Genomic DNA, 21,264 nt, shown 5'->3' with positions numbered 1-21,264 from the left:
TGTTATCCTTTTTAAAATTAAGGTTAACACGAAGGGTTTTTCCTGTTATGATAAGACTATTAAATTTACAGGAGAATAGACATGAAAACTAAACAACTAGTATTTGCAGCTGTATTTGCAGCATTAATCGCTGTCGGAGCACAAATTAGAGTGCCTATTGGGCCGGTGCCATTTACATTGCAGGCACCTATGGTGCTCTTATGCGGTATGATGCTCGGAAAAAAATATGGACTGATTTCAGTCATCGTATATATCGCAGTCGGACTGATTGGAGTCCCGGTATTTGCAGGCTCCGGCGGCCTTGGCTCTCTTATATCACCGTCATTCGGCTTCGTTCTTGGTTTTATCCCGGCTGTTGTTGTGACAGCTATGGGTGGTAAGGAAAATTTAAGCAAAATGATTTTATTTTCAATACTCGGCATGATCGTTATATTTATTTTTGGAGTACTGTACTTTTCTTTTATTATGCATAATGTTGTCGGTACGCCGATGGGCTTGTCAGAAATTTTAATGGTCGCAGTCGTGCCGTTCTTAATTAAAGATTTTGTCCTCGCTGTGCTGACTGTACTGTTCGCGAGAACTTTAACAAAAAGAGGGCTCGTTCTTCAGTAAAAATAGGACTTTCAAATGATGGATTTTTACAGTGTTTTCCCTTATAATATACTGTATAAAGAAAATGCTCATAAATTGATTGGAGTGAAGTATAATGACAGTCAGTCAAGATACAATGTACGAACAAGTTGAAGATGTACTAAATAAATTACGTCCATTCCTTTTACGTGATGGCGGAGACGTTGAACTTGTAGATGTTGAAGAAGGCATTGTCAAGCTGAGACTACTCGGAGCTTGCGGAACATGCCCAAGTTCAACAATTACACTTAAAGCCGGTATCGAACGTGCACTTCTGGAAGAAGTTCCAGGATTTGTTGAGATCGAACAGGTATTTTAAACTACAACTAGAGACGCGGTGTCTCTAGTTTTTTTATTTTTAATGAGGAGAATGTATTATGTATACAATTGTAGAGTTTTGCAATGCTAACATGCAAAAGGGAACTCACGATGTGTATGCTCAGCTGGATAAAAATCCGGAGATCGATGTCGTCGATTATGAATGCACAAACAACTGCGGTTTGTGCAGCAAAAGTTATTTCGTTCTTGTGGACGGAGAAATTGTAGCTGCTAAAAATAATGAGCAGCTACTTGAAAAAACTTATAAAAGAATTGATAAAAATAATCAGGCATTAGATGAGTAAACTCATCGTTGGTGCTTAAGTTTTACGTGTAGTATAATTGAGGTATTGAGAATTTTGTAACAAAGTAAGGAACAGGAGTGATATTATGTCTACAGTAACACTGACAGAAAGTGCGGCGTATGAAGTTAAAGATATGCTGGATGCGAATGACATGACAGATGGTTTCCTGCGGTTTAAAGTGCAGGGCGGCGGATGCACAGGTTTAACATATGGAATGGCTGCCGAACATGAAGCGGGAGACAGAGATGAAATCTTTGAATATTACGGTGTGAAAATGCTTGTTGATAAGCTGGATCTGCCTGTGGTTGACGGGACTGTTATCGATTTTAAACAGTCGCTTGTCGGCGGCGGATTTACAATTGAAAACCCGAATGCGAGCCTGTCTTGCGGCTGCGGTTCATCGTTTAGAACGAAAGAAAATGCAGGTGCGCCGGCAGACTGTTAAAATTCATGGAAACGCTTGAAATATTACCATTTAGTGCTAATATAATAACTGATATAACAGTTATTCATGTATATAAAACATATTCGCAGGAAGGAAAATAAATTATGAGCTACGAAAGAAAAAAAATCTTAGTACTTGGTGCCGGCTATGCAGGTTTATCCACAGTTGCTAAACTGCAAAAAGTCATTGGAGTACAAGAAGCAGATATTACTTTAATTAACAAAAATGAGTACCACTATGAATCGACATGGCTGCATGAAACTGCAGCAGGTTCTATGAACTGGGAAGAGGGTGTCTACCCGATTGCCAAAGTCGTAGACAATATGAAAGTGCGTTTTATTCCAGCGGAAGTTACTAAAATTGACCGCGATGCAAAAGTAGTAGAAACGACACAGGGTGAATTTGAATTTGATACATTGGTCGTTTCTCTCGGATTTGAAAGTGAATCATTCGGTATTAAAGGCATGGACGAATTTGCAACATCAATCGTCAGCCCTGAAACTGCAGTTCACACGCGCGAAGTTATTGAAAAGAACTTCATTAATTATAAATCGTCTAAAGATCCTAAAGATCTTTCAATCCTTGTTGGTGGAGCAGGCTTCACAGGTGTAGAATTCCTGGGTGAGCTTGTTGAGACATTACCTGAGCTTTGTAAAGTGCATGGTATTGATTACAGCATGGTTAAAATCACTTGTGTGGAAGCAATGCCTTCTATGCTGCCAATGTTCTCTGACGAACTGACTCAGCATGCAGTTGATTTCCTTGAATCACGCGGTGTTGAATTTATGCTTGGCAATCCAATTGTTGCAGCTAATGAAAACGGCTTTGTTGTTAAAATCAACGACGAAGAGCAGCAGCTTGAAGCCTCAAGTGTTATTTGGACAGCTGGTGTACGCGGTTCAAGACTGATGGAAGAATCATTTGAAGGTGTTAAACGCGGACGTATCGTCGTTAAAGATGATTTAACAATTGACGGCTACCCGAATATTTTTGCAATCGGTGATGTTGCTGCAGTAATGAACGGCACTGGCGAAAATGCCCGTCCGTATCCAACAACAGCACAAATTGCAATGCAGTTAGGTGAACATACTGCAAAAAATATTAAACTTAGCCTGAACGGTGAAAAAATGGAACCGTTTGTTTACGATGATAAAGGAACTGTCTGCTCACTGGGTAACGGTGACGGCATCGGTGTCGTAATGGGCAAAGAAATTAAAGGCAAGTCTGCAGCATTCATGAAGAAAGTCATCGATACTCGTGCAGTTGTGAAAATTGGCGGCCTTGTATTAGGTGCAACAAAAGGTAAATTCCTGTAATTTAAAAATCAGCATTATGCATGGGTATATAATGCCCATGCTTTTATTTTTTTGGAGGCAACAATTATGGCAATGAATATCGTCCAGCTGTTTATATCAGTCCTGCTGTATTTCGTTTTATTTTACGGCATCAGTTTTATATTAAATATGATTTTAAAGATGACCTGGCTTATGGCATATGTTTACCCTGTTATCGTTCTATGGATTATCGGCAGAGTTTCATTGTTTGATTACATATCAGAACCCGGTGAATCGTTTAATATTTTATGGCAAAATATTATCGGTATTTCAGTATATGATATTATCATTTTAGGCAGCGGTTTTATCGGAATTATTTTAGCGGGAATGACTATCCGCTACTTAAGAAAAGCAGGATATCAAATGTTTTAGGGGGAATGCATTTTGAATATTAATTTTGAAGAAAAATACATTGCTGATGATTCAGCGATTGTAATCGGCTTACCTGAAAATGTTAAGGACTTAAAAAACTTTAATGAACTCGACACACTGTTAAACGGTTTGACTGAAGAAATTATTTCAGCAAATGTTTTGTCAGATACTTTTGGCAAAGTGACAACAACAGGTGTGACGATTCAACGCAAATACCGTAAAGTCATTGCTGTTGGTTTAGGGGACAGCAGCGACTTAACAGCTTTAAAAGTCCAAAAGGCTGTCGGTAAACTATTTCAATTTATGGCGAAAAATAAAGATCTTAAAGCTCAGCTGATTTTACACACTTTTGCATTTGAACCGGCAGAAGTTGCTGACGCGGCAGGATTAATGTCAGCAATCAGCAATCATAAATTAATGGGCTATAATTCATCATCGGATCCGTCTTTCCTGGCAGAACTGGATTTAACAATTGTATCAAATACAAATGTAGAAGAGGCGTTCAGACATGGCGAGGCACTCGGCGGCAGCATTACACTTGCCAGAGATTTTGCGACGATGCCTCCGAACTTGCTATACCCGGAAAGCTATGCAGATGAATTAGCAGAACACTTTAAAGACCGCAATTATATTAAAGGTGAAGTGAAAGATTTCGACACACTTGTACAGGAGGGCTTTGGCCTGTTAGCTGCAGTCGGCAAGGCATCTGTACATAAACCGCGTCTTGTCACTATTGAATACAAGCATCCAGATGCAGCAGATAATGCACCGATCGCATTAGTCGGCAAGGGCATTACTTATGACACAGGCGGTTATTCGCTTAAAACAAGAAATGGCATGCGTTCGATGAAATACGATATGAGCGGCTCGGCAAATGTCGTCGGTATGCTCGATGCAGTATCAAAATTAGAACTGCCGGTTCACGTCGTTGCCGTGCTCGCACTTGCTGAAAATATGGTAGACGGAAACGGTATGCGTCCGGATGATGTATACCAGTCGCTGTCAGGGAAAACAGTTGAAGTTTCAAATACTGATGCAGAAGGCAGACTCGTGCTGGCTGATGCGGTCTATTATGCCTCAACTGCATATAAACCACACGTCATGATGGATTTTGCTACTTTGACAGGTGCTGTCATTCAGGCAATCGGTACTGACCGTACCGGAGTATTTACTAATCAGGGCAGAAAATTCATCAACAACCTCCTGATCAGCAGCAAGGTAACCGGGGAAGATATATGGCATCTGCCGATGTCTGAGATTGAAGAAGAACGTGTTAAAAAGTCGGATATTGCAGACTTAATTAATGCTGACTTTAAACCGGGCGGTGCTTCATTTGCAGCGCAATTCATCAATCAATTTGTCGGGGATACACCGTGGGTGCATTTTGATATTGCTGGAACAAGCAATACTTCATCTGCAACACCATTTGCGCTGAAAGGTTCTACAGGAGTAATGATACGAACAATCGTTGATTTGATTGAATCTGGTACACTTTATGAATAAAGGACTGCTGGAAACGCTGGGGATTGAAATTATTGCTGATGAACCGGGCAAGTGTATCGTCGAGATGCCGATAACTGAAAAGGTTCTTCAGCCGTTTGGATATGTCCACGGAGGAGTGAACGTCGTCCTTGCAGAAACTGCAGCAAGTATGGGGGCATTCAGCCTGATAGAAGACGATGAAATTGCATTCGGTATGGAAATCAATGCGAACCATTTAAAAGCGAAGAGAGACGGTGTTCTGACTGCTTCAGCCATATTAAAGCACGGCGGTAAAACGTCTCAGGTATGGGAGATTGAAGTAACAGACGAAAGAGATGCGCTCGTTGCGCTCAGCAGATGTACCGTCGCAATTAGAAAAAAAAGATAGCTGTAAACACAAAAAAGACTCTGGAATATTTCCAGAGTCTTTTTTGTGTTAATCATCAAGCTCTTTATTTTTACTGCGTTCGATTTTTAATCTAGCAGTTTCTTCTGTTTCAACTTCAGAACCTGTTTCATCACGTTTCAGCTCATTTAAAATCGTCAGCTGATAGGGTTCAACATCCGAGTGAAAGGCACTTCTCGCAATCAGATGTGCACCGACAGGTGCTGAGATGAAAATGAAGATGACAGCAAGAAGCAGCTGTGTGTCGACTTCAGCATGGTAGTATGCAAAATAAATGAATACCCCGATTAAAGTCAGGCCGACACCAAGTGTTGAACTTTTTGATGCGGCGTGCAGTCTGGTATAAGTATCCGGCAATCGGATAATACCAATTGCAGCAACAATCGTGAAGAAGGCGCCGCCGATTAAGAAAATTGCGATTAGACTAACTGTTATTATCTCTATCATTTTCAATAATCACACCTTTCTCCAGGAATTTCGCAAAGCCGATTGTTGCGATAAAACCGATCATACCAATCAGCATAATGACAACGAGTAAATATGATGTATCGAGTGCCATCGACACAAGTCCGATCATTCCCATCAGTGTGACGCCAAATGCATCGAGCGTAATTACTCTGTCGTGAAGTGTCGGGCCTTTAAGTATTCTGTATAGCATGCCGAGCATAGCAAAAGCGAATGCAATAATACATATGATTACGATTATATTAACGAAGTTCGTCATGGTTTAGCCACCTCTTTTATAACATTTTCAAAAGAAGTTTTAATGTTTTCAATCTCTTCATCGGCATCTTCCATATCGAGACCGTGAATATAAATAATTGAATAGTCTTCAGAAATTGCGACAACAACCGTACCCGGTGTCAGCGTAATTAATGTAGATAAAAGAGCAACTTCCCATTCTTCTTCCAAATCATTCGGGTAAGCGTAGAAGCCGGGGTGAATGTCGATTTTAGGCGCCATTACAATCCTTACAACATCTATGTTCGCTTTAACCAGTTCGCTGATAAAGATGAACAGCAGGCGAATCATCCAGTACAAACGTTTTAAATAAAAACGTCCGGGCAGGAAATTTCTAAGAATATAAACTGCCACTAAACCGATGAGATAACCTGTGACGAAAGATCCAACTGTGTACTCAGCATTCATGAATACCCATAAGAAGGCCAGCAGAATATTAATTAATAACTGAAATGACAATTACTCCACCCCCATCAAGTAGTTCGAGTATGATGACGGGTCGAAGAACGACTCTGCCGCCATTTCAAAGATTGGGAAGAGGAAGTCGGCCGACAGTCCGAAAACAGCTGATATAATCACCAGGCCAACTGCTGAGAACAGCAGTTTATCTGATTTAATATTTTTAAGCTCAATCGGCTGTGCCGGTTCACCCCAAAACACTTTGATGAAAATTCTAATGACACTGTACAGGACAACCAGACTGGAGAGCAGTACAAGGATTGCAGCAATAGCATGACCATTATCAAAGGCTGATTCTACGATATATAATTTACCGAAAAAGCCTGGGAATGGCGGCACACCTGCCAGTGACAGCGTCGCGATAAAGAATGTCCAGCCGACTACCGGATGCTGTCTGATCAGACCGCCAAGGTCTGCGGCATCGTTTTTACCTGTTCGGTATATTATGAACCCAATTAAGAGGAACAGCGCTGCTTTTATAATCATGTCGTGAATTAAGTAATACATACTGCCGACTGTTCCAGCGTAATCCATCATTGAAAAACCAACCATGATAACGCCGACAGCGATCATTATGTTATAAATAATGATTTGTTTCATATTCGTATACGCCAGAGCCCCGATACTTCCGACAATAATTGTCAGCAAGGAGAGGAGCAGCAGCACTTGATGTGTGTATCCCACATCATTAGTAAAGAATAGTGAGTAGGTTCTTGCAATAGCGTATACACCAACTTTAGTTAATAATGCCCCAAATAGTGCAATAACCGGCATTGGCGGTGCGTTGTAAGAACCCGGCATCCAGAAATAAAGCGGGAATAAGCCGGCTTTTGTTGCAAAGACGAACAGAAAGACGACTGCAACGATTGTCATTATTGCTAAGTTTCCATCGTAATTTGACAGCTTAATGTGTATATCTGCCATGTTGAGTGAACCTGTCACTGAGTACAAGTAAGCGAGCCCAACAAGGAAAAAGTTTGATGACACGATGTTTACAACCAGGTATTTAAACCCTTCCTGCAGCTGAATTTTTCTGCTGCCGAGTGTTATCAGTACATAAGACGCAAGGAGGAATACTTCAAAGAATACGAACATATTGAATATATCTCCAGTTGTAAATGCGCCGATAATTCCTGTGATCATAAACAGAACCATTGGATAATAGTAATATCTTTCTCTTTCATAACCGATGGACTGGAAAGAATAAACAACGACAAAAAATGTGACGATTGATGTCGTTAAAACCAGTAATGCAGCTACCATATCGTAGACTACGCTAATCCCAAACGGTGCTGACCAGTTGCCGATAAAAGTGACCATGGTGCCGTTCACGTATACATAATAAACATTGAACGCTGCGACCCCAACCATTATCAAACTTGTAACAGCTGATATCATTCGGTGCGGCATCGGCCGTTTTCCTAAGAACAGCATGATGACACCGGCTAAAAACGGAAGAATAATCGGGAGCATAGGTAATATGTTAGTCGTCATGTGGCACTCCTTTCATATCTTCTGTATTATCTGTACCCAGTTCTTTATAATTTCTGAGCAGCAGTACAAGACTGTAAGCAGTCAGTGCAAACGATATAACGATTGCTGTCAGAATTAAAGCCTGGGGGAGGGGGTCAGAATACGAGCTGACACTGTCATCCAGCACGGGCACATTACCGCGTTTCAGCTGACCCATTGTCAGAATCATTAAGTGAACACCGTGAGATAAAATAGACACTCCGATAATGATGCGGAGAACACTTTTTGACAGAATTAAATAGGTCGCACTGGCGATGAGAATCCCCGATAAAATAATTGTAACGAGTTCCATTATTCGTCCGTCCCCCCTACCAGTGTAACGATCATCAATGCAGTTCCAGATACGGTAAGAAAGACACCTGCATCGAACAGCATTGCGGTATGGACTGCGACCTCACCAAATACCGGCACATTAATGTATGTGTGCTGGTGTGTAAAGAAAGGTGTGCCAAAGAAAAACAGCAGAGTCGGTGCGACAATTGCAAGAGTCAGTCCGAGAGTAATAATGAAATGAAAGTTTACGGGTATCATTTTTCTGACTGTTTCATAGTCAAAAGCAATTAACAGCAAAATTATCGCGGATGCAGCGAGCAGGCCGCCGACAAATCCGCCGCCTGGTGTGTAGTGCCCCGCCATGAATAAGTTGATCGAGAACAGCAGGATGATGAGAAATATCACTTTTGAAGTGAAATGAATAAATACATCATTCATCTGGCGCTGTACTTTACTGTAGCCAGCTCTCTTAAGCGTGCTCTTCATTGTCATCATCCTTTCTTGATACTTTTGCTTTCATTAAAGCGTATATGCCGATTCCGGCAATTCCGAATACGAGTGTTTCAAATAAGGTATCATAGCCACGGAAGTCAACGAGTATTACGTTGACCATATTTCCGCCGGCTGCAAGATCGTATACATGATCGATATGGAACTGACTGATTGATTCAAACAGTCTGTTGGAATAAGCTGACAGACCAAACAGAATCACAATCGCACCAACACCGACAGACACGATAAAGTTCGTAAATTTAAACTGCATGCTTTCTTCGTGTTTTGATTTCTTAGGCAGATGGTAGAAACAGACAAGGAATAAAGTCGTCGTGACCGTTTCAATTGCCAGCTGAGTTAAAGCCAGGTCTGGTGCTCTAAAGAATGCGAAGAACAGAGCCATTGCAAAACCAATCGCTCCAAGCATAATAATCGAAACCATGCGTGAGCGTGTCATCATAATAACTGCAAGTGAGACAAGCATAATTATAACGAGAGCAATGTCCTGTATTCCGACATCTGCAAAGTCATCAAAAGTAATCGGCAGACCAGTATAGAACGTCGTAACGATACCAATGACTACGAAGAAACCGAAAATATAAACCATGTAATCTCTCAGGAAGCCGGTCATGACACTGTCAGTTGCTTTGGCAGAACCGAGCTGGCTGTATATTAAGCCCTGATCGTATAAGTGATTTAATGTAAATTGTTCCTTATGATAATCGTAAATAAACATCCAGCTTGCTCTGAAAATATAAAGTGCTGTACCGATCACAACGATTGCTACAGTAGCCCAAAGCGCAGGGTTGTTAAAGCCGTGCCAATGAGAAATTTCAGTATTCAAGGCAGTATCTGTTCCGAGAATACTCATTGCTGCCGGATCGATAATTGTACCGGACAGAATATTTGGGAACAGTCCGAAAATTACTACAAGCAAAGTTAAAATAATTGGTGATATGAGTAACAGTGCCGGCGCTTCATGAGGCTCCTTCGGTGTGTCGTGTGTGCGATCTCCGAAGAAGATGCCGTGAATTAATTTAATAGAATAAACAAATGTAAATATACTGCCGAGAATAGCCAGTACCGGGAACAAGATGCTCCAGTCTGCCAGGGCACTAAAGTTAGCATTGCTTATTTCAAACATTGCTTCTAAGAAAAGCTCTTTTGACAGGAAACCGTTAAATGGAGGAATACCTGCCATTGATAAGGCTGTAATTAATGTCATTGTGAACGAAATCGGCATAAGTACAAGCAGACCGCCGAGTTTCCCCATGCTGCGCGTGCCGGTTTCATGATCGATAATACCCGCAATCATAAACAGAGCACCTTTAAATGTGGCATGGTTGATAATGTGAAATACTGCTGCAACGACTGCGACAGTAAAAATCTGTTCGTTGGCACCGCTAGATACAGCCAGTGCACCCACACCGAGCAGACTCATAATCATACCGAGCTGAGATACAGTTGAAAATGCCAGGACGCCTTTTAAATCATCCTGTTTTACAGCATTAAATGAAGCCCAGCATAAGGTAACGAGACCGGTAATTAAAATCAGCCATACCCATAATTCACTAAAAGCAAATACTGGTGTAAATCTTGCAACCAGATAAAGACCAGTTTTAACCATTGTTGCCGAGTGCAGATAAGCACTGACCGGTGTCGGCGCCTCCATCGCATCCGGCAGCCAGATGTAGAATGGGAACTGGGCTGATTTAGTAAATGCGCCGAGCAGTACGAGTACTGCTGCAAGCGGTGCGAGCGGACTCGCAGTAATTAAATCGACGTTAGCTATCATTTCTCTGATGCTGAATTTACCTGTAATTAAATAAAGTACAATGAAACCGCCAAGCATCATAAATCCGCCGAAGAAAGTGATCAGCATAGATTTTTGAGCACCGTAAACTGATTTATCTTTAGTAAACCAGAAAGCGATTAACAGGAAGCTGGAAATAGAAGTAAGCTCCCAGAAAAAATAAAGCATAAGTATATTATCGCTTAATACGACACCGAGCATAGCAGTCATAAAAATGAGCAGATAAACATAAAAATTACCAAGTTTCTCATCTTTAGATAAATATCCGATTGAATACAGCACGACGAGCGCACCAATACCGGAAATCAATATTGCGAATAATAAACCTAAACCATCTATGTAGACGTCAAAATTCAACCCGATTCGGGGCATCAAATTTAAGGTGTGATGGAAAACCTGATTATTTGCAATAGAGGGTACCAAACTAAATAAGTATGCGACAATCACAGTCGGGATAGGTAAAACAAACCAACCGAGATGTACATCTTTAACATACCTGTATATGACAGCAATTACGATTGCAGCAAGCACAGGTAAAAATATTGCTAAATGTATCAATGTCAAAGTGTATCCTCCTCAAACGTTATTATATTTAATCATTATACATTAATATTAAATGTAAATAAACGCTTACGGTTTGAAATTATTGTCGATTCTCGTATACTGTATATATGGAAGACAGTAGTTATAGATTTATATATTATAAAATATATATTTCAAATTTACTGCTTCAAAAATGAAATTAATAAAATTTCCAGGAGGCCTATTTTATGGCATATTCACAATTAAGCACAGAAGTTTTAGAAGGCGAAACAAAAGCGGTAATTAAAACTAACATGGGTGACGTTACAGTTAAGCTGTTAAACAATGTCGCACCAAAAACAGTGGAAAACTTCGTTACTCACGCAAAAAATAAATATTACGATGGTTTAATTTTCCACAGAGTTATTAAAGATTTCATGATCCAGGGTGGAGACCCGACAGGTACCGGCATGGGCGGAGAGAGTATTTGGGGACAAGCATTTGAAGATGAATTCTCAACTGATGCATTTAACCTGTACGGCGCACTGTCTATGGCAAATGCTGGTCCGAACACAAACGGATCACAGTTCTTTATCGTCCAATTAAAAGATGTACCAGGTGATATGATTTCACAATTAGAAGGCGCGGGCTACCCTGCTGAAATCATTGAGAGCTACAAGAAAAACGGCGGTACGCCTTGGCTCGATCAGAGACATACAGTGTTTGGCCAAGTTATTGAAGGCATGGATGTTATTGAAAAAATTGCAGACGTTGAAACTGGCAGACAGGATAAGCCAAAAGAAGATGTGATTATCGAAACAATTGAAGTGGCTGAATAATTGTTTCTAAAATATAAGCAGGTCCTGACCGGGACACATACTGGTCAGGACTTATTTTTTATAAATCTTTAAAAAGTATCACAAATTAGTCATTATTATATTATATATATTATAAATCACTCTGATATACTTGTTTGTGTAAAGGTGAGTGATTTAAAGATGATGCCGTTTCTTTATTTCCCGGAAGACAAAACGGAATATATTCCAGCTCTAATCATGTTGCTTCTCTTTATCTTACTTGCGTTTGTGGTTTACAGAATTATTAAAAAATATTCGCGCAATGAAGAAGAAAAGATGAAAGACTTCGAAGAGAAAGTTCTGGAAAGACTCGAATATGAACATGATGATGACGTCACACGGAAATAATCAGCTATAATAAACACTCGATTTTTCTGTGTGACAACATAGCAATCTGAAGATATACATAATATGAATGTGAGAACACATATGCCCTGACTTGGGTATATGTGTTTTGTTGCGTTCATTTTTTTGGTTAATGCTGTTTTATATGTTAGAATAGTGATGGATTTAATATAGATGTCAATAAGTAGGGATAAAATGGCAAAAAAATACCGGATCGGCCAGTTCGTTAAAGTGAAAATTACTGGTATTCAGTCGTACGGTGCTTTTGTCAAAACTCCTGATAATCGTGATGGTCTGATCCATATTTCTGAAGTGATGAACGATTACGTTCACGATGTGAATCAATATTTATCAAAAGGCCAAATAGTCAAGGCTAAAATTGTCAGCATTGATGAAAACGGTAAAATCAGCTTGTCATTAAAAGAAAATGAATACTTTAAGAACGAAGAGAAAAAAAGAGATAAGCGTTCAGTATTAGAGAAGATCAAAGATACCGAAAAGTACGGTTTCCAGACATTGGCGGAAAGAATGCCGGGCTGGATAGAAGAGGCAAAAGTACGTATGAAAGAATAATACCAGTAAAAAAACCTGTGAAATCCACAGGTTTTTATTATTTTTACAAATGAATATATATTCATAATAAATTCATTTTTATCATTTAATTCCAATGTTTAAAAGTATAAAGAACCGCTTTTATGTATACGTTTTCAATATTGTTTAGACGCTCTGAGATGCACTTAAATAAATATCTTGAAAATAATATGAATACACGTCATGATGGATATGAATACATGAATAAATGTATATTTTAACATTTTTTAAACATTAAAGGGGGATATGGAAATGAGAAGTGAAGAAATTATCAATCAGACAGAGCAGCATGATACGGATATATACAAACCGCTGCCAATCGTAATTTCAGAAGCGGAAGGCGTATGGGTGAAAGACCCGGAAGGTAACAAGTATATGGATATGCTGAGTGCGTATTCTGCGGTGAATCAGGGGCACCGCCATCCGAAGATTATTCAGGCGCTTAAAGATCAGGCTGATAAAGTGACACTGACATCCCGTTCGTTTCACGTGGACTGTCTCGGTGACTGGTATGACAAACTGAGTGAACTTTCAGGTAAAAATAGAGTGCTGCCAATGAATACTGGTGCAGAAGCAGTCGAATCTGCTATTAAAGTCGCAAGACGCTGGGCTTATGAAGTTAAAGGGGTAGCGGACAACCAGGCTGAAGTTATCGCCATGAAGAACAATTTCCACGGCAGAACGCTCATCCCAATGTCGATGTCGTCAGAAGCTGAATACAGAAGAGGATTCGGCCCGATGGGTGATGGTTTCCAAATCGTTGATTACGGCGATCCGGATGCTTTAGAAGATGCGATTAATGACAACACCGCAGCAGTTATTCTGGAACCGATTCAAGGTGAAGCTGGCGTAAATATTCCGCCAAAAGGCTATTTGAAACAAGTGAGAGAAATTTGCGACCGCAACAATGTATTGTTTATTTCGGATGAAATACAAGCAGGGCTCGGCCGTTCAGGGAAAATGTTTGCAACGGACTGGGACGATGTTGTACCGGATATGTATATTTTAGGTAAGGCACTGGGCGGCGGCGTATTCCCTGTTTCGGTAGTACTCGGCGATGACGAAGTAATGCGTGTGCTTAACGAAGGATCACACGGTTCGACATTTGGCGGGAATCCGCTGGCTGCAAAAGTATCTGAAGCAGCACTCGATGTTATTATCGATGAGAAACTCTCCGAGCGTTCGCTGGAGCTGGGAGAATATCTCTTAAGTGAACTGAAGAAAATTAAAAATGATGCGATTGTAGACCTCCGAGGCAGAGGGCTCTTTATCGGCCTCGAGCTAAACAAGAGCGCCCGCAAGTTCTGTGAAGAATTAAAAGATGAAGGTGTGCTCTGTAAAGAAACTCACGGTACTGTCGTAAGATTTGCACCGCCGTTAATTGTTACAAAAGAAGAAATTGACTGGGCACTGGAGCGTGTAAAAAAAGTTTTTGATAAAGGTACTTTCTAAAACATTTCTTTATGATACAATATGAGTTGAAAACAGTTACAAAAAGAGGCGGATAAAATGTCAGAGGAAATTAGTTTAGTACAATCTACACAGCAAATCATAAAAGAAGCTCTGGAAAAGCTTGGTTATAACGACGATATGTATCAGTTAATCAAAGAACCGTTACGTACATTAAAAGTGCGTATTCCAGTAAAAATGGATGATGGTTCGGTTAAAGTGTTTACGGGATTCCGTGCACAACACAACGATGCAGTCGGTCCTACTAAGGGCGGAGTACGTTTCCACCCGGGCGTTTCAGAAGATGAAGTTGTAGCATTATCTATGTGGATGACACTTAAAGCAGGTATTGTTAACCTGCCATACGGTGGCGGTAAAGGCGGGATCATTTGCGATCCCCGCGAAATGAGCATGGATGAAGTAGAAAGATTATCTCGCGGTTACGTTCGCGCAATTTCTCAAATTGTGGGACCAACTAAAGATATTCCAGCACCAGACGTATTTACAAACTCTCAGATTATGGCATGGATGATGGATGAGTACAGTGCGATTGACCAGTTCAACTCACCTGGATTCATCACTGGTAAACCGTTAGTACTCGGCGGATCAGAAGGGCGCGACAGAGCAACAGCACTCGGTGTTGTTATTTGTCTGGAAGAAGCACTTAAAAAACGCAACATGAAGATGGACGAAATTCGCATCGTTATTCAGGGATTCGGTAACGCAGGAAGCTTCCTGTCTAAATTCCTATTTGACAAAGGTGCGAAAATCGTAGGTATTTCAGATGCAAACGGTGCACTCCACGATCCGGAAGGACTCGATATTGATTATCTATTAGAAAGACGCGACAGTTTTGGTATGGTAACGAATCTGTTCGATGATGTTTTATCAAATGATGAATTATTCTCATTAGATTGTGACGTCATCATTCCAGCAGCAATCGAAAACCAGATTACTGAAGCAAACGCGCCTGATATTAAAGCAGAGATTTTATGTGAAGCGGCCAATGGTCCAACGACTACGGAAGCAACACGTATTCTGACTGAAAGAGGCGTTCTGATTGTTCCGGACGTACTTGCATCAGCAGGCGGAGTAACAGTATCTTACTTTGAGTGGGTTCAAAACAACCAAGGTTATTACTGGACTGAAGACGAAGTTAACGAAAAAATGCAGGAAAAACTCGTTGCAGCATTTAACGAAATTTATGACCTGCACGAAAACCGTCAGATCGACATGAGACTTGCAGCATTCATCGTAGGTCTTAAACGTACAGCAGAAGGCTCACGTTACCGCGGTTGGGCATAATATTTAAATTTTAAAGACAAAACCTTTCGGGGTTTTGTCTTTTTTTGTTTTTTAGGATTTGGATGGATTTTTTGTTTTTGTGACCGGTTGAGGGGGTGACAAGCGGCCGCAAACTAGTTATTGACCGCATGAGCGGGTGACAAGCGGGCGCAAACTGGATATTGACCGTATGAAAGGATCACAAGCGGCCGCAAACTAGTTATTGACCGCATGAGGAAATCACAAGCGGCCGCAAACTGGTTATTGACCGCATGAGCGGGTGACAAGCGGCCGCAAAATAGTTATCGACCGCATAAGGAAATCACAAGCGGCCGCAAACTGGTTATCGACCGCATAAGGAAATCACAAGCGGCCGCAAAATAGTTATCGACCGCATGAGGAAATCACAAGCGGCCGCAAAATAGTTATCGACCGCATGAGCGATTCACAAGCGGCCGCAAACTGGATATTGACCGCATGAGGAAATCACAAGCGGGCGCAAACTGGTTATCGACCGCATGAGGAAATCACAAGCGGCCGCAAAATAGTTATCGACCGCATGAGGAAATCACAAGCGGCCGCAACCCCTGAATCACAAGCGCTCTCACTAAATCCTCTCTACTAATCTAGAAAGAATTTTCAGATAAATAAAATTTATCCCTTGCACTTATATTTTTATCTTGTTAATATTAGAATCAATTCGAAGGAAGAGTAGTAACATATATTGATTTAAAAGAGAGCCGGTGGTGCTGTGAACCGGTAGATCATATATGCGAATGGACTTCTTTTATAAAATTTAATTCAATATAACTTTTAATGAGTGGACCGGTTTTTCGGTCAATATAGGTGGCACCGCGGCTCTCCGTCCTTAATATTTTTATATTAAGTATGGGGAGCTTTTTTATTTATATCAATTCAATATAAGCAAATGGATATAGTAGCAGCAGTTTTTCGTTTCACAGAAAGCCGGCAGGGTGAGAACCGGCAGCGTGTTCTGCAGCGAAGTGGGGTCCGGTTTTCAAGTTTGCTCGGGTAATGCCGTTATGCATGTGAGTGAAGTGAAAACTTCGATCGAGGTGGTACCGCGGTATATTATCGTCCTCCATGACATTTTTGTCATGGAGGATTTTTAAGTATAGGAGGAAGAAAAAATGACAGTAAATACAAAATCAATCACAGAAAGAGCTATTGAAAAGGCAGAAGAGCATAAGGATTTATCATACGAGGAAATGCATGAATTTTTTACAGATGTTTTAAACGATAAAGTCACTGATCATGAGCTGCAGTGTTTTATCGTTGCACTCAGTAATAAAGGTGAAACGGTGGATGAAATTGCTGCAATTGCAGAAGTGCTGAAGTCTTATGCCAAAGATATTCCTGGAGTGGAAGACAAAGTCATGGACAACTGCGGAACCGGCGGCGACCGTTCTGGAAGTTTCAATATCTCGACGACTTCAGCTTTTGTTCTCGCGAGTGCCGGTGTCACAGTTGCAAAACACGGCAACAAAAGTGTTACGAGTAAAACCGGCAGCTCAGATGTGCTTCAAGCACTCGGTGTGAATTTAAACTTCGATGCTGAGCGAGTAGCAAAAGAACTCAATCAGTCCAACATTACATTTTTAAGCGCACCGCATGTACATCCTAAAATGGGACAGATTATGAGAGTGAGACAGACCTTGAAACGGCCGACGGTGTTTAATTTTATCGGACCATGTATCAGCCCGCTCGACTTGGATTATCAATTCCTCGGCATCTACGACCGTACAAAATTACTGACAATGGCAAAAGTTCTCCAGCGTCTCGGCCGTAAAAATGCTGTTGTATTGAACGGTGCGGGTCATATGGATGAAGCGACACTATTAGGAGAAAACCATCTCGTGCTGCTAAGAAACGGCAATATTGAAGAAGTCATCATTGATCCGACAGACTACGGCCTCACACTCTGCGACCTTGAAGACATCGCCGGCGGAGACGGTGAAGAAAATAAAGATATTCTGATTTCAGTCTTAAAAGGCGAAGCCACACGCGCCCAGTCAGAAACAGTGCTGCTGAATGCAGGCATCGGTTTATTTATAGCAGATAAGGCGAAATCAATCGGCGCCGGCATTCAAACGGCGAGACAAGCCATCGAATCCGGACATGCTTATGACAAATTAAACGAAGTCATTAAAAATAATGAGGAGGGCGCACAATGACAATACTTGATGATATCGTTGCAGTAAAAAAAGAAAAATTATTAGCCTATCCAAAAGAAGAACAATTAATTACAAGAAAAAAACCGAAGGATTTTAAAGGCAGACTTCAAGCCGAGGACGGCATCGCTCTTATAGGCGAAGTAAAACGAGCCTCCCCGTCGCAAGGTGATATTAATGCTGTAATGGACCCGCTGAAACAGGCGGAAGCCTATATGAAGGGCGGGGCAGATGCTATCAGCGTACTGACCGAGCATCATTTTTTTAAAGGCAGTTTTTCAGACTTAGAAGAGATTTCAAAAATTGCTGACGTACCGCTTTTAAACAAAGACTTTATTATCGACAAACGCCAGATTAACCGAGCCTATAATCACGGAGCAGATATTATTTTACTGATTGTCACCATTTTAGATGATGCAGCACTGCTAGATTTATATCAGTATGCTGACTCACTTGGACTCAACATTATCGTTGAAGTTCACAATGAAGATGAATTGAAACGGGCGCTGAAGATTTCTCCTGTAATTATAGGAATTAATAACAGAGACTTAAAAACCTTTACAGTAGATATCAGCAATACTGAAAATCTGCTTAAAAAATATGGCAGTCAGGATATACATTTTATTGCCGAAAGCGGCATACATTCTGCAGCTGACGCACAGCGCATGAAAGCCGCGGGCGCATCCGGCATGCTCGTCGGAGAGTCCTTAATGCGGTCGGACAGCATTGAAGAGAAAATCAAAGAACTGAAATTAGGTGACACAAATGAAGGTTAAAATCTGCGGAATACGTACAGTAGAAGAGGCATTGATGACGGCAGCAGAAAAGCCGGATTTTATCGGAATGGTCTTTGCACCGAGTAAACGACAAATTGATTATAGTACTGCCAGAGAGATTACGGATGCTTTAATAGACAGCGGCATTAAAACGGTCGGAGTGTTTGTTAACCCGACTAAAGATGAAGCAGACCGGGCCTTCAGTGAGACCGCTATTGATTATATTCAATTTCATGGTGATGAGGATAAAGCTCTTGTTGAACAGTATCAAAATAGAGCGATTAAAGCATTTCCTTCAAATTCAGAACTGTCATACGAAGAACGTTTTGATTATAAAGCAGAATATATACTGATCGACAGTCCGAGAGAGAAATATTACGGCGGCAGCGGCACGGTGTTTAACTGGTCAGAACTCCCGCTGGAATTATTGGACCGCAATAGACTGGGGCTGGCTGGCGGTTTAAATCCGGATAACGTAGACAAAGCAGTTAAAAATGTTACGCCGGCTCTAATTGATGTGTCAAGCGGAGTAGAAAAAGACGGAAAGAAAGATCAGGAACTTATACGCAAATTTATAAAAAATGTTAGAGGTGGAGCCCATGACTAAGACATATGATTTCCCGAATGAAACAGGTAAATATGGTGAATTTGGCGGGACTTATGTTGCTGAATCACTAATTACTACATTAGAAGAATTAAAAACAGCCTATAAAAAAGCAAAAGAAGACCCGGAATTTCAGCGGGAATTCGATTATCTGATGAAAGAATATGTCGGCCGTGAAAATCCGCTGTATTATGCAGAACGCTTAAGTGAAAAGCTTGGCGGCGCTAAAATATATTTAAAACGTGAAGATTTAAATCATACCGGCGCTCATAAAATCAATAATGCCATCGGGCAAGGCCTGTTAACGAAATATATGGGTAAAACGAAAGTGATTGCTGAAACAGGTGCCGGCCAGCACGGTGTGGCGACAGCGACGATTGCCGCTCTCCTTGGACTGGAATGTAAAGTATTTATGGGGAGTAAAGATGCCGCCCGCCAGGAATTGAATGTGTTTAGAATGGAGCTTTTAGGTGCTGAAGTCATTAAAGTCGACCAAGGGACTGCAACATTGAAAGATGCTGTAAACGAAGCGATGAGATACTGGGTCCAGCATATGGAAGATACACATTATGTCATCGGATCAGCACTCGGACCGCACCCATTTCCTGAAATCGTCAGAGACTTCCAGAGTATTATTTCTCACGAAGCGAAGGCACAGATTTTATCAAAAGAAGGACGCCTGCCAAATAAAGTTGTAGCATGTATCGGCGGCGGCAGCAACGCCATTGGGATGTTCTATAATTTTATAGAAGATAAAGACGTTGAATTAATCGGTGTTGAAGCGGCTGGTGAAGGTATAGATACTTCTAAAGTAGCGGCAGCAATTAATAAAGGCTCGGTCGGCATTGCTCACGGTGCTAAGATGCACATGCTGCAGGATGAAAACGGCCAGCTGCAGGGAACGCATTCGATTTCAGCAGGTCTGGACTATCCCGGCATCGGCCCTGAACACAGTCATTTATTTAATACCAAGCGCGCCAGTTATGAATATGCAAATGATCAAGAAGCGCTGGAAGCCTTTGTAGAATTGTCAAAAACAGAAGGCATTATCCCTGCCCTTGAAAGCTCACATGCTATCGCTTATGTTATGAAAATCGCGCCCGAACTTCCTAAAAATGACATCATTGTCGTATCTCTGTCAGGCAGAGGGGACAAAGATGTTGAAATTGTTAAAGCAGAACTGGAGGGGAGAAACAATGACTAAAGCCCGTATTAAAGATATGTTTGAAACGTTAAATCACAGTGATGATAAAGCATTTATCGCGTATATTATGGCCGGTGATGGCGGCTTGGACCAGCTGCCAAAACAGATTAAGACTTTAGAGGACGCAGGTGTAGATTTAATTGAAATCGGCATCCCTTTCAGCGATCCTGCTGCAGACGGACCTGTCATCCAGGAAGCGGGAATCCGTGCTTTAGAACAAGATACGAGTCTGAAAGATATTCTGCACAAGCTTAAAGAAATCAAACATGACATTCATGTCCCTTATGTCTTAATGACATATTACAATCCAGTTTTCCACTATGGTCTGGAACGGTTTGCTATAGACAGTGCGGAGGCAAATGTCAGCGGTGTGATCGTTCCGGATGTGCCGCTTGAAGAAGAAGACGAGTTAAAACATGCTCTGAAAAATACCGAAATTGCAATTATTCGACTGGCAACATTGACGACAACTGACGATAGACTGGAGAAAATTGCAGAAGATGCTGAAGGGTTTATTTATGCAGTGACAGTTAATGGCATTACAGGCAGCAAGTCAGGTTACAGCCAGGAAGTCTTTGATAATCTTAAGCGCATTAAAAGTAAGAGCAGGGTGCCTGTATGTGCAGGATTCGGTATTGCTTCAGCTGAAGCGGCAGCCGCACTTGGAGCGTCTTGTGACGGCGTAATTGTCGGCTCAAAAATTGTCAGTTATTTTCATAATAATGAAAGCGAAAAAATTAAAGCACTCATTCCGAGAAAAACAGCTCAGCATGCTAAATAACGATAAATCGTCATTAATCGTGTTATAATAAATAAAAATAATTTGATATTCTATTC

General features: G+C 41.1%; 25 protein-coding genes and 1 other annotated feature. Of the genes, 18 read left to right on the top strand and 7 right to left on the bottom strand.

From position 1 onward, the window contains the following. Positions 1-81: 81 nt before the first annotated feature. The 8 genes from IEU81_RS04920 (at position 82) to IEU81_RS04885 (ending at position 5,274) form a co-directional block, all read left to right on the top strand. The gene (locus tag IEU81_RS04920; RefSeq protein ID WP_092597224.1) at positions 82-612 is read left to right on the top strand and encodes a biotin transporter BioY; all 531 of its coding nucleotides are present in this window, start codon (positions 82-84) and stop codon (positions 610-612) included. Between the two features lie 94 nt (positions 613-706). Further along, positions 707-949: a NifU family protein gene (locus tag IEU81_RS04915; protein ID WP_092597228.1), complete on the top strand. Its 243-nt coding sequence runs from the start codon at positions 707-709 to the stop codon at positions 947-949. A 58-nt stretch (positions 950-1,007) separates the two neighbouring features. Next, positions 1,008-1,253 (top strand): DUF1450 domain-containing protein, encoded by a 246-nt coding sequence (locus IEU81_RS04910; RefSeq protein WP_092597231.1) that lies wholly within the window; start codon positions 1,008-1,010, stop codon positions 1,251-1,253. Positions 1,254-1,338: 85 nt separating this feature from the next. After that, positions 1,339-1,698, top strand: coding sequence for a HesB/IscA family protein (locus IEU81_RS04905; protein WP_092597234.1), 360 nt, complete (start codon positions 1,339-1,341; stop codon positions 1,696-1,698). A gap of 104 nt (positions 1,699-1,802) precedes the next feature. Next, positions 1,803-3,014: an NAD(P)/FAD-dependent oxidoreductase gene (locus tag IEU81_RS04900; RefSeq protein ID WP_092597237.1), complete on the top strand. Its 1,212-nt coding sequence runs from the start codon at positions 1,803-1,805 to the stop codon at positions 3,012-3,014. 72 nt (positions 3,015-3,086) lie between these two features. Further along, positions 3,087-3,404, top strand: a complete 318-nt coding sequence (locus IEU81_RS04895; RefSeq protein ID WP_092597344.1) for a YuiB family protein — start codon at positions 3,087-3,089, stop codon at positions 3,402-3,404. A 12-nt stretch (positions 3,405-3,416) separates the two neighbouring features. Continuing rightward, the gene (locus IEU81_RS04890) at positions 3,417-4,907 is read left to right on the top strand and encodes a leucyl aminopeptidase family protein (RefSeq protein ID WP_186090536.1); all 1,491 of its coding nucleotides are present in this window, start codon (positions 3,417-3,419) and stop codon (positions 4,905-4,907) included. After that, positions 4,900-5,274: a PaaI family thioesterase gene (locus IEU81_RS04885; RefSeq protein ID WP_186090535.1), complete on the top strand. Its 375-nt coding sequence runs from the start codon at positions 4,900-4,902 to the stop codon at positions 5,272-5,274. The genes IEU81_RS04890 and IEU81_RS04885 overlap by 8 nt, the downstream gene beginning before the upstream one ends. A 48-nt stretch (positions 5,275-5,322) precedes the next feature. On the opposite strand, the gene mnhG is transcribed toward IEU81_RS04885, so the two are convergent. From mnhG to IEU81_RS04850, 7 genes are read right to left on the bottom strand one after another with little or no spacing between them, the layout of a single operon-like run. After that, positions 5,323-5,739 (bottom strand): monovalent cation/H(+) antiporter subunit G, encoded by a 417-nt coding sequence (gene mnhG / locus IEU81_RS04880; RefSeq protein WP_092597243.1) that lies wholly within the window; start codon positions 5,737-5,739, stop codon positions 5,323-5,325. Next, positions 5,717-6,016, bottom strand: coding sequence for a Na(+)/H(+) antiporter subunit F1 (locus tag IEU81_RS04875; protein ID WP_176760609.1), 300 nt, complete (start codon positions 6,014-6,016; stop codon positions 5,717-5,719). The genes mnhG and IEU81_RS04875 overlap by 23 nt, the downstream gene beginning before the upstream one ends. After that, complete coding sequence (locus tag IEU81_RS04870) at positions 6,013-6,492, bottom strand: Na+/H+ antiporter subunit E (protein WP_092597247.1); 480 nt, start codon at positions 6,490-6,492, stop codon at positions 6,013-6,015. Before IEU81_RS04870 ends, IEU81_RS04875 begins: the two co-directional genes overlap by 4 nt. Beyond that, a complete protein-coding gene (locus IEU81_RS04865; RefSeq protein ID WP_092597250.1) occupies positions 6,493-7,986 on the bottom strand; it encodes a Na+/H+ antiporter subunit D in 1,494 nt (497 codons plus the stop codon). After that, positions 7,976-8,317 (bottom strand): Na(+)/H(+) antiporter subunit C, encoded by a 342-nt coding sequence (locus IEU81_RS04860; protein WP_092597254.1) that lies wholly within the window; start codon positions 8,315-8,317, stop codon positions 7,976-7,978. Before IEU81_RS04860 ends, IEU81_RS04865 begins: the two co-directional genes overlap by 11 nt. Beyond that, positions 8,317-8,790: a Na(+)/H(+) antiporter subunit B gene (locus tag IEU81_RS04855; RefSeq protein ID WP_231957177.1), complete on the bottom strand. Its 474-nt coding sequence runs from the start codon at positions 8,788-8,790 to the stop codon at positions 8,317-8,319. The genes IEU81_RS04860 and IEU81_RS04855 overlap by 1 nt, the downstream gene beginning before the upstream one ends. Next, positions 8,768-11,167: a Na+/H+ antiporter subunit A gene (locus tag IEU81_RS04850; protein WP_186090533.1), complete on the bottom strand. Its 2,400-nt coding sequence runs from the start codon at positions 11,165-11,167 to the stop codon at positions 8,768-8,770. Before IEU81_RS04850 ends, IEU81_RS04855 begins: the two co-directional genes overlap by 23 nt. A 206-nt stretch (positions 11,168-11,373) precedes the next feature. Here IEU81_RS04850 and IEU81_RS04845 point away from each other — a divergent pair, with 206 nt between their 5' ends. From IEU81_RS04845 to trpA, 10 genes are all read left to right on the top strand, one after another. Continuing rightward, positions 11,374-11,964, top strand: a complete 591-nt coding sequence (locus IEU81_RS04845; protein WP_092597263.1) for a peptidylprolyl isomerase — start codon at positions 11,374-11,376, stop codon at positions 11,962-11,964. Between the two features lie 144 nt (positions 11,965-12,108). Continuing rightward, positions 12,109-12,330, top strand: a complete 222-nt coding sequence (locus IEU81_RS04840; RefSeq protein ID WP_308807826.1) for a hypothetical protein — start codon at positions 12,109-12,111, stop codon at positions 12,328-12,330. A gap of 192 nt (positions 12,331-12,522) precedes the next feature. Further along, positions 12,523-12,900, top strand: coding sequence for a S1 domain-containing post-transcriptional regulator Ygs (gene ygs / locus IEU81_RS04835; RefSeq protein WP_092597270.1), 378 nt, complete (start codon positions 12,523-12,525; stop codon positions 12,898-12,900). A gap of 264 nt (positions 12,901-13,164) precedes the next feature. Beyond that, a complete protein-coding gene (locus IEU81_RS04830; RefSeq protein ID WP_373867772.1) occupies positions 13,165-14,370 on the top strand; it encodes an ornithine--oxo-acid transaminase in 1,206 nt (401 codons plus the stop codon). A gap of 57 nt (positions 14,371-14,427) precedes the next feature. Continuing rightward, positions 14,428-15,672 (top strand): Glu/Leu/Phe/Val family dehydrogenase, encoded by a 1,245-nt coding sequence (locus tag IEU81_RS04825; RefSeq protein WP_092597275.1) that lies wholly within the window; start codon positions 14,428-14,430, stop codon positions 15,670-15,672. A 677-nt stretch (positions 15,673-16,349) separates the two neighbouring features. After that, positions 16,350-16,524: a binding site (T-box leader), on the top strand. 278 nt (positions 16,525-16,802) lie between these two features. Continuing rightward, the gene (gene trpD / locus IEU81_RS04820; protein ID WP_186090530.1) at positions 16,803-17,846 is read left to right on the top strand and encodes an anthranilate phosphoribosyltransferase; all 1,044 of its coding nucleotides are present in this window, start codon (positions 16,803-16,805) and stop codon (positions 17,844-17,846) included. Next, complete coding sequence (trpC, locus tag IEU81_RS04815; protein ID WP_186090528.1) at positions 17,843-18,619, top strand: indole-3-glycerol phosphate synthase TrpC; 777 nt, start codon at positions 17,843-17,845, stop codon at positions 18,617-18,619. The genes trpD and trpC overlap by 4 nt, the downstream gene beginning before the upstream one ends. Beyond that, the gene (locus tag IEU81_RS04810) at positions 18,609-19,226 is read left to right on the top strand and encodes a phosphoribosylanthranilate isomerase (protein ID WP_186090526.1); all 618 of its coding nucleotides are present in this window, start codon (positions 18,609-18,611) and stop codon (positions 19,224-19,226) included. Before trpC ends, IEU81_RS04810 begins: the two co-directional genes overlap by 11 nt. Beyond that, positions 19,219-20,427 carry a tryptophan synthase subunit beta gene (gene trpB, locus IEU81_RS04805; RefSeq protein ID WP_186090525.1) on the top strand — a complete coding sequence of 403 codons (1,209 nt, stop codon included), beginning with the start codon at positions 19,219-19,221 and terminating at the stop codon, positions 20,425-20,427. Before IEU81_RS04810 ends, trpB begins: the two co-directional genes overlap by 8 nt. Further along, the gene (trpA, locus tag IEU81_RS04800; RefSeq protein WP_186090523.1) at positions 20,420-21,208 is read left to right on the top strand and encodes a tryptophan synthase subunit alpha; all 789 of its coding nucleotides are present in this window, start codon (positions 20,420-20,422) and stop codon (positions 21,206-21,208) included. Before trpB ends, trpA begins: the two co-directional genes overlap by 8 nt. The last annotated feature ends 56 nt before the right edge of the window (positions 21,209-21,264 follow it).

The sequence above is a fragment of the Jeotgalicoccus aerolatus genome (genome assembly GCF_014635205.1).
In the GTDB taxonomy this organism is placed as follows: domain Bacteria; phylum Bacillota; class Bacilli; order Staphylococcales; family Salinicoccaceae; genus Jeotgalicoccus; species Jeotgalicoccus aerolatus.
This window is presented reverse-complemented; position numbering and strand designations above follow the sequence as displayed.

What these genes read in the sequence shown, in the direction of transcription:
- trpD (WP_186090530.1), top strand. Translation starts at nt 16,803, where the DNA reads ATGACAGTAAATACAAAATCAATCACAGAAAGAGCTATTGAAAAGGCA.
- trpA (WP_186090523.1), top strand. Translation starts at nt 20,420, where the DNA reads ATGACTAAAGCCCGTATTAAAGATATGTTTGAAACGTTAAATCACAGT.
- IEU81_RS04855 (WP_231957177.1), bottom strand. Translation starts at nt 8,790, where the DNA reads ATGACAATGAAGAGCACGCTTAAGAGAGCTGGCTACAGTAAAGTACAG.
- IEU81_RS04910 (WP_092597231.1), top strand. Translation starts at nt 1,008, where the DNA reads ATGTATACAATTGTAGAGTTTTGCAATGCTAACATGCAAAAGGGAACT.
- IEU81_RS04845 (WP_092597263.1), top strand. Translation starts at nt 11,374, where the DNA reads ATGGCATATTCACAATTAAGCACAGAAGTTTTAGAAGGCGAAACAAAA.
- IEU81_RS04895 (WP_092597344.1), top strand. Translation starts at nt 3,087, where the DNA reads ATGAATATCGTCCAGCTGTTTATATCAGTCCTGCTGTATTTCGTTTTA.
- mnhG (WP_092597243.1), bottom strand. Translation starts at nt 5,739, where the DNA reads ATGATAGAGATAATAACAGTTAGTCTAATCGCAATTTTCTTAATCGGC.
- IEU81_RS04810 (WP_186090526.1), top strand. Translation starts at nt 18,609, where the DNA reads ATGAAGGTTAAAATCTGCGGAATACGTACAGTAGAAGAGGCATTGATG.
- IEU81_RS04920 (WP_092597224.1), top strand. Translation starts at nt 82, where the DNA reads ATGAAAACTAAACAACTAGTATTTGCAGCTGTATTTGCAGCATTAATC.
- IEU81_RS04865 (WP_092597250.1), bottom strand. Translation starts at nt 7,986, where the DNA reads ATGACGACTAACATATTACCTATGCTCCCGATTATTCTTCCGTTTTTA.
- ygs (WP_092597270.1), top strand. Translation starts at nt 12,523, where the DNA reads ATGGCAAAAAAATACCGGATCGGCCAGTTCGTTAAAGTGAAAATTACT.
- IEU81_RS04905 (WP_092597234.1), top strand. Translation starts at nt 1,339, where the DNA reads ATGTCTACAGTAACACTGACAGAAAGTGCGGCGTATGAAGTTAAAGAT.
- IEU81_RS04900 (WP_092597237.1), top strand. Translation starts at nt 1,803, where the DNA reads ATGAGCTACGAAAGAAAAAAAATCTTAGTACTTGGTGCCGGCTATGCA.
- IEU81_RS04915 (WP_092597228.1), top strand. Translation starts at nt 707, where the DNA reads ATGACAGTCAGTCAAGATACAATGTACGAACAAGTTGAAGATGTACTA.
- trpB (WP_186090525.1), top strand. Translation starts at nt 19,219, where the DNA reads ATGACTAAGACATATGATTTCCCGAATGAAACAGGTAAATATGGTGAA.
- IEU81_RS04885 (WP_186090535.1), top strand. Translation starts at nt 4,900, where the DNA reads ATGAATAAAGGACTGCTGGAAACGCTGGGGATTGAAATTATTGCTGAT.
- IEU81_RS04860 (WP_092597254.1), bottom strand. Translation starts at nt 8,317, where the DNA reads ATGGAACTCGTTACAATTATTTTATCGGGGATTCTCATCGCCAGTGCG.
- IEU81_RS04825 (WP_092597275.1), top strand. Translation starts at nt 14,428, where the DNA reads ATGTCAGAGGAAATTAGTTTAGTACAATCTACACAGCAAATCATAAAA.
- trpC (WP_186090528.1), top strand. Translation starts at nt 17,843, where the DNA reads ATGACAATACTTGATGATATCGTTGCAGTAAAAAAAGAAAAATTATTA.
- IEU81_RS04830 (WP_373867772.1), top strand. Translation starts at nt 13,165, where the DNA reads ATGGAAATGAGAAGTGAAGAAATTATCAATCAGACAGAGCAGCATGAT.
- IEU81_RS04875 (WP_176760609.1), bottom strand. Translation starts at nt 6,016, where the DNA reads ATGACGAACTTCGTTAATATAATCGTAATCATATGTATTATTGCATTC.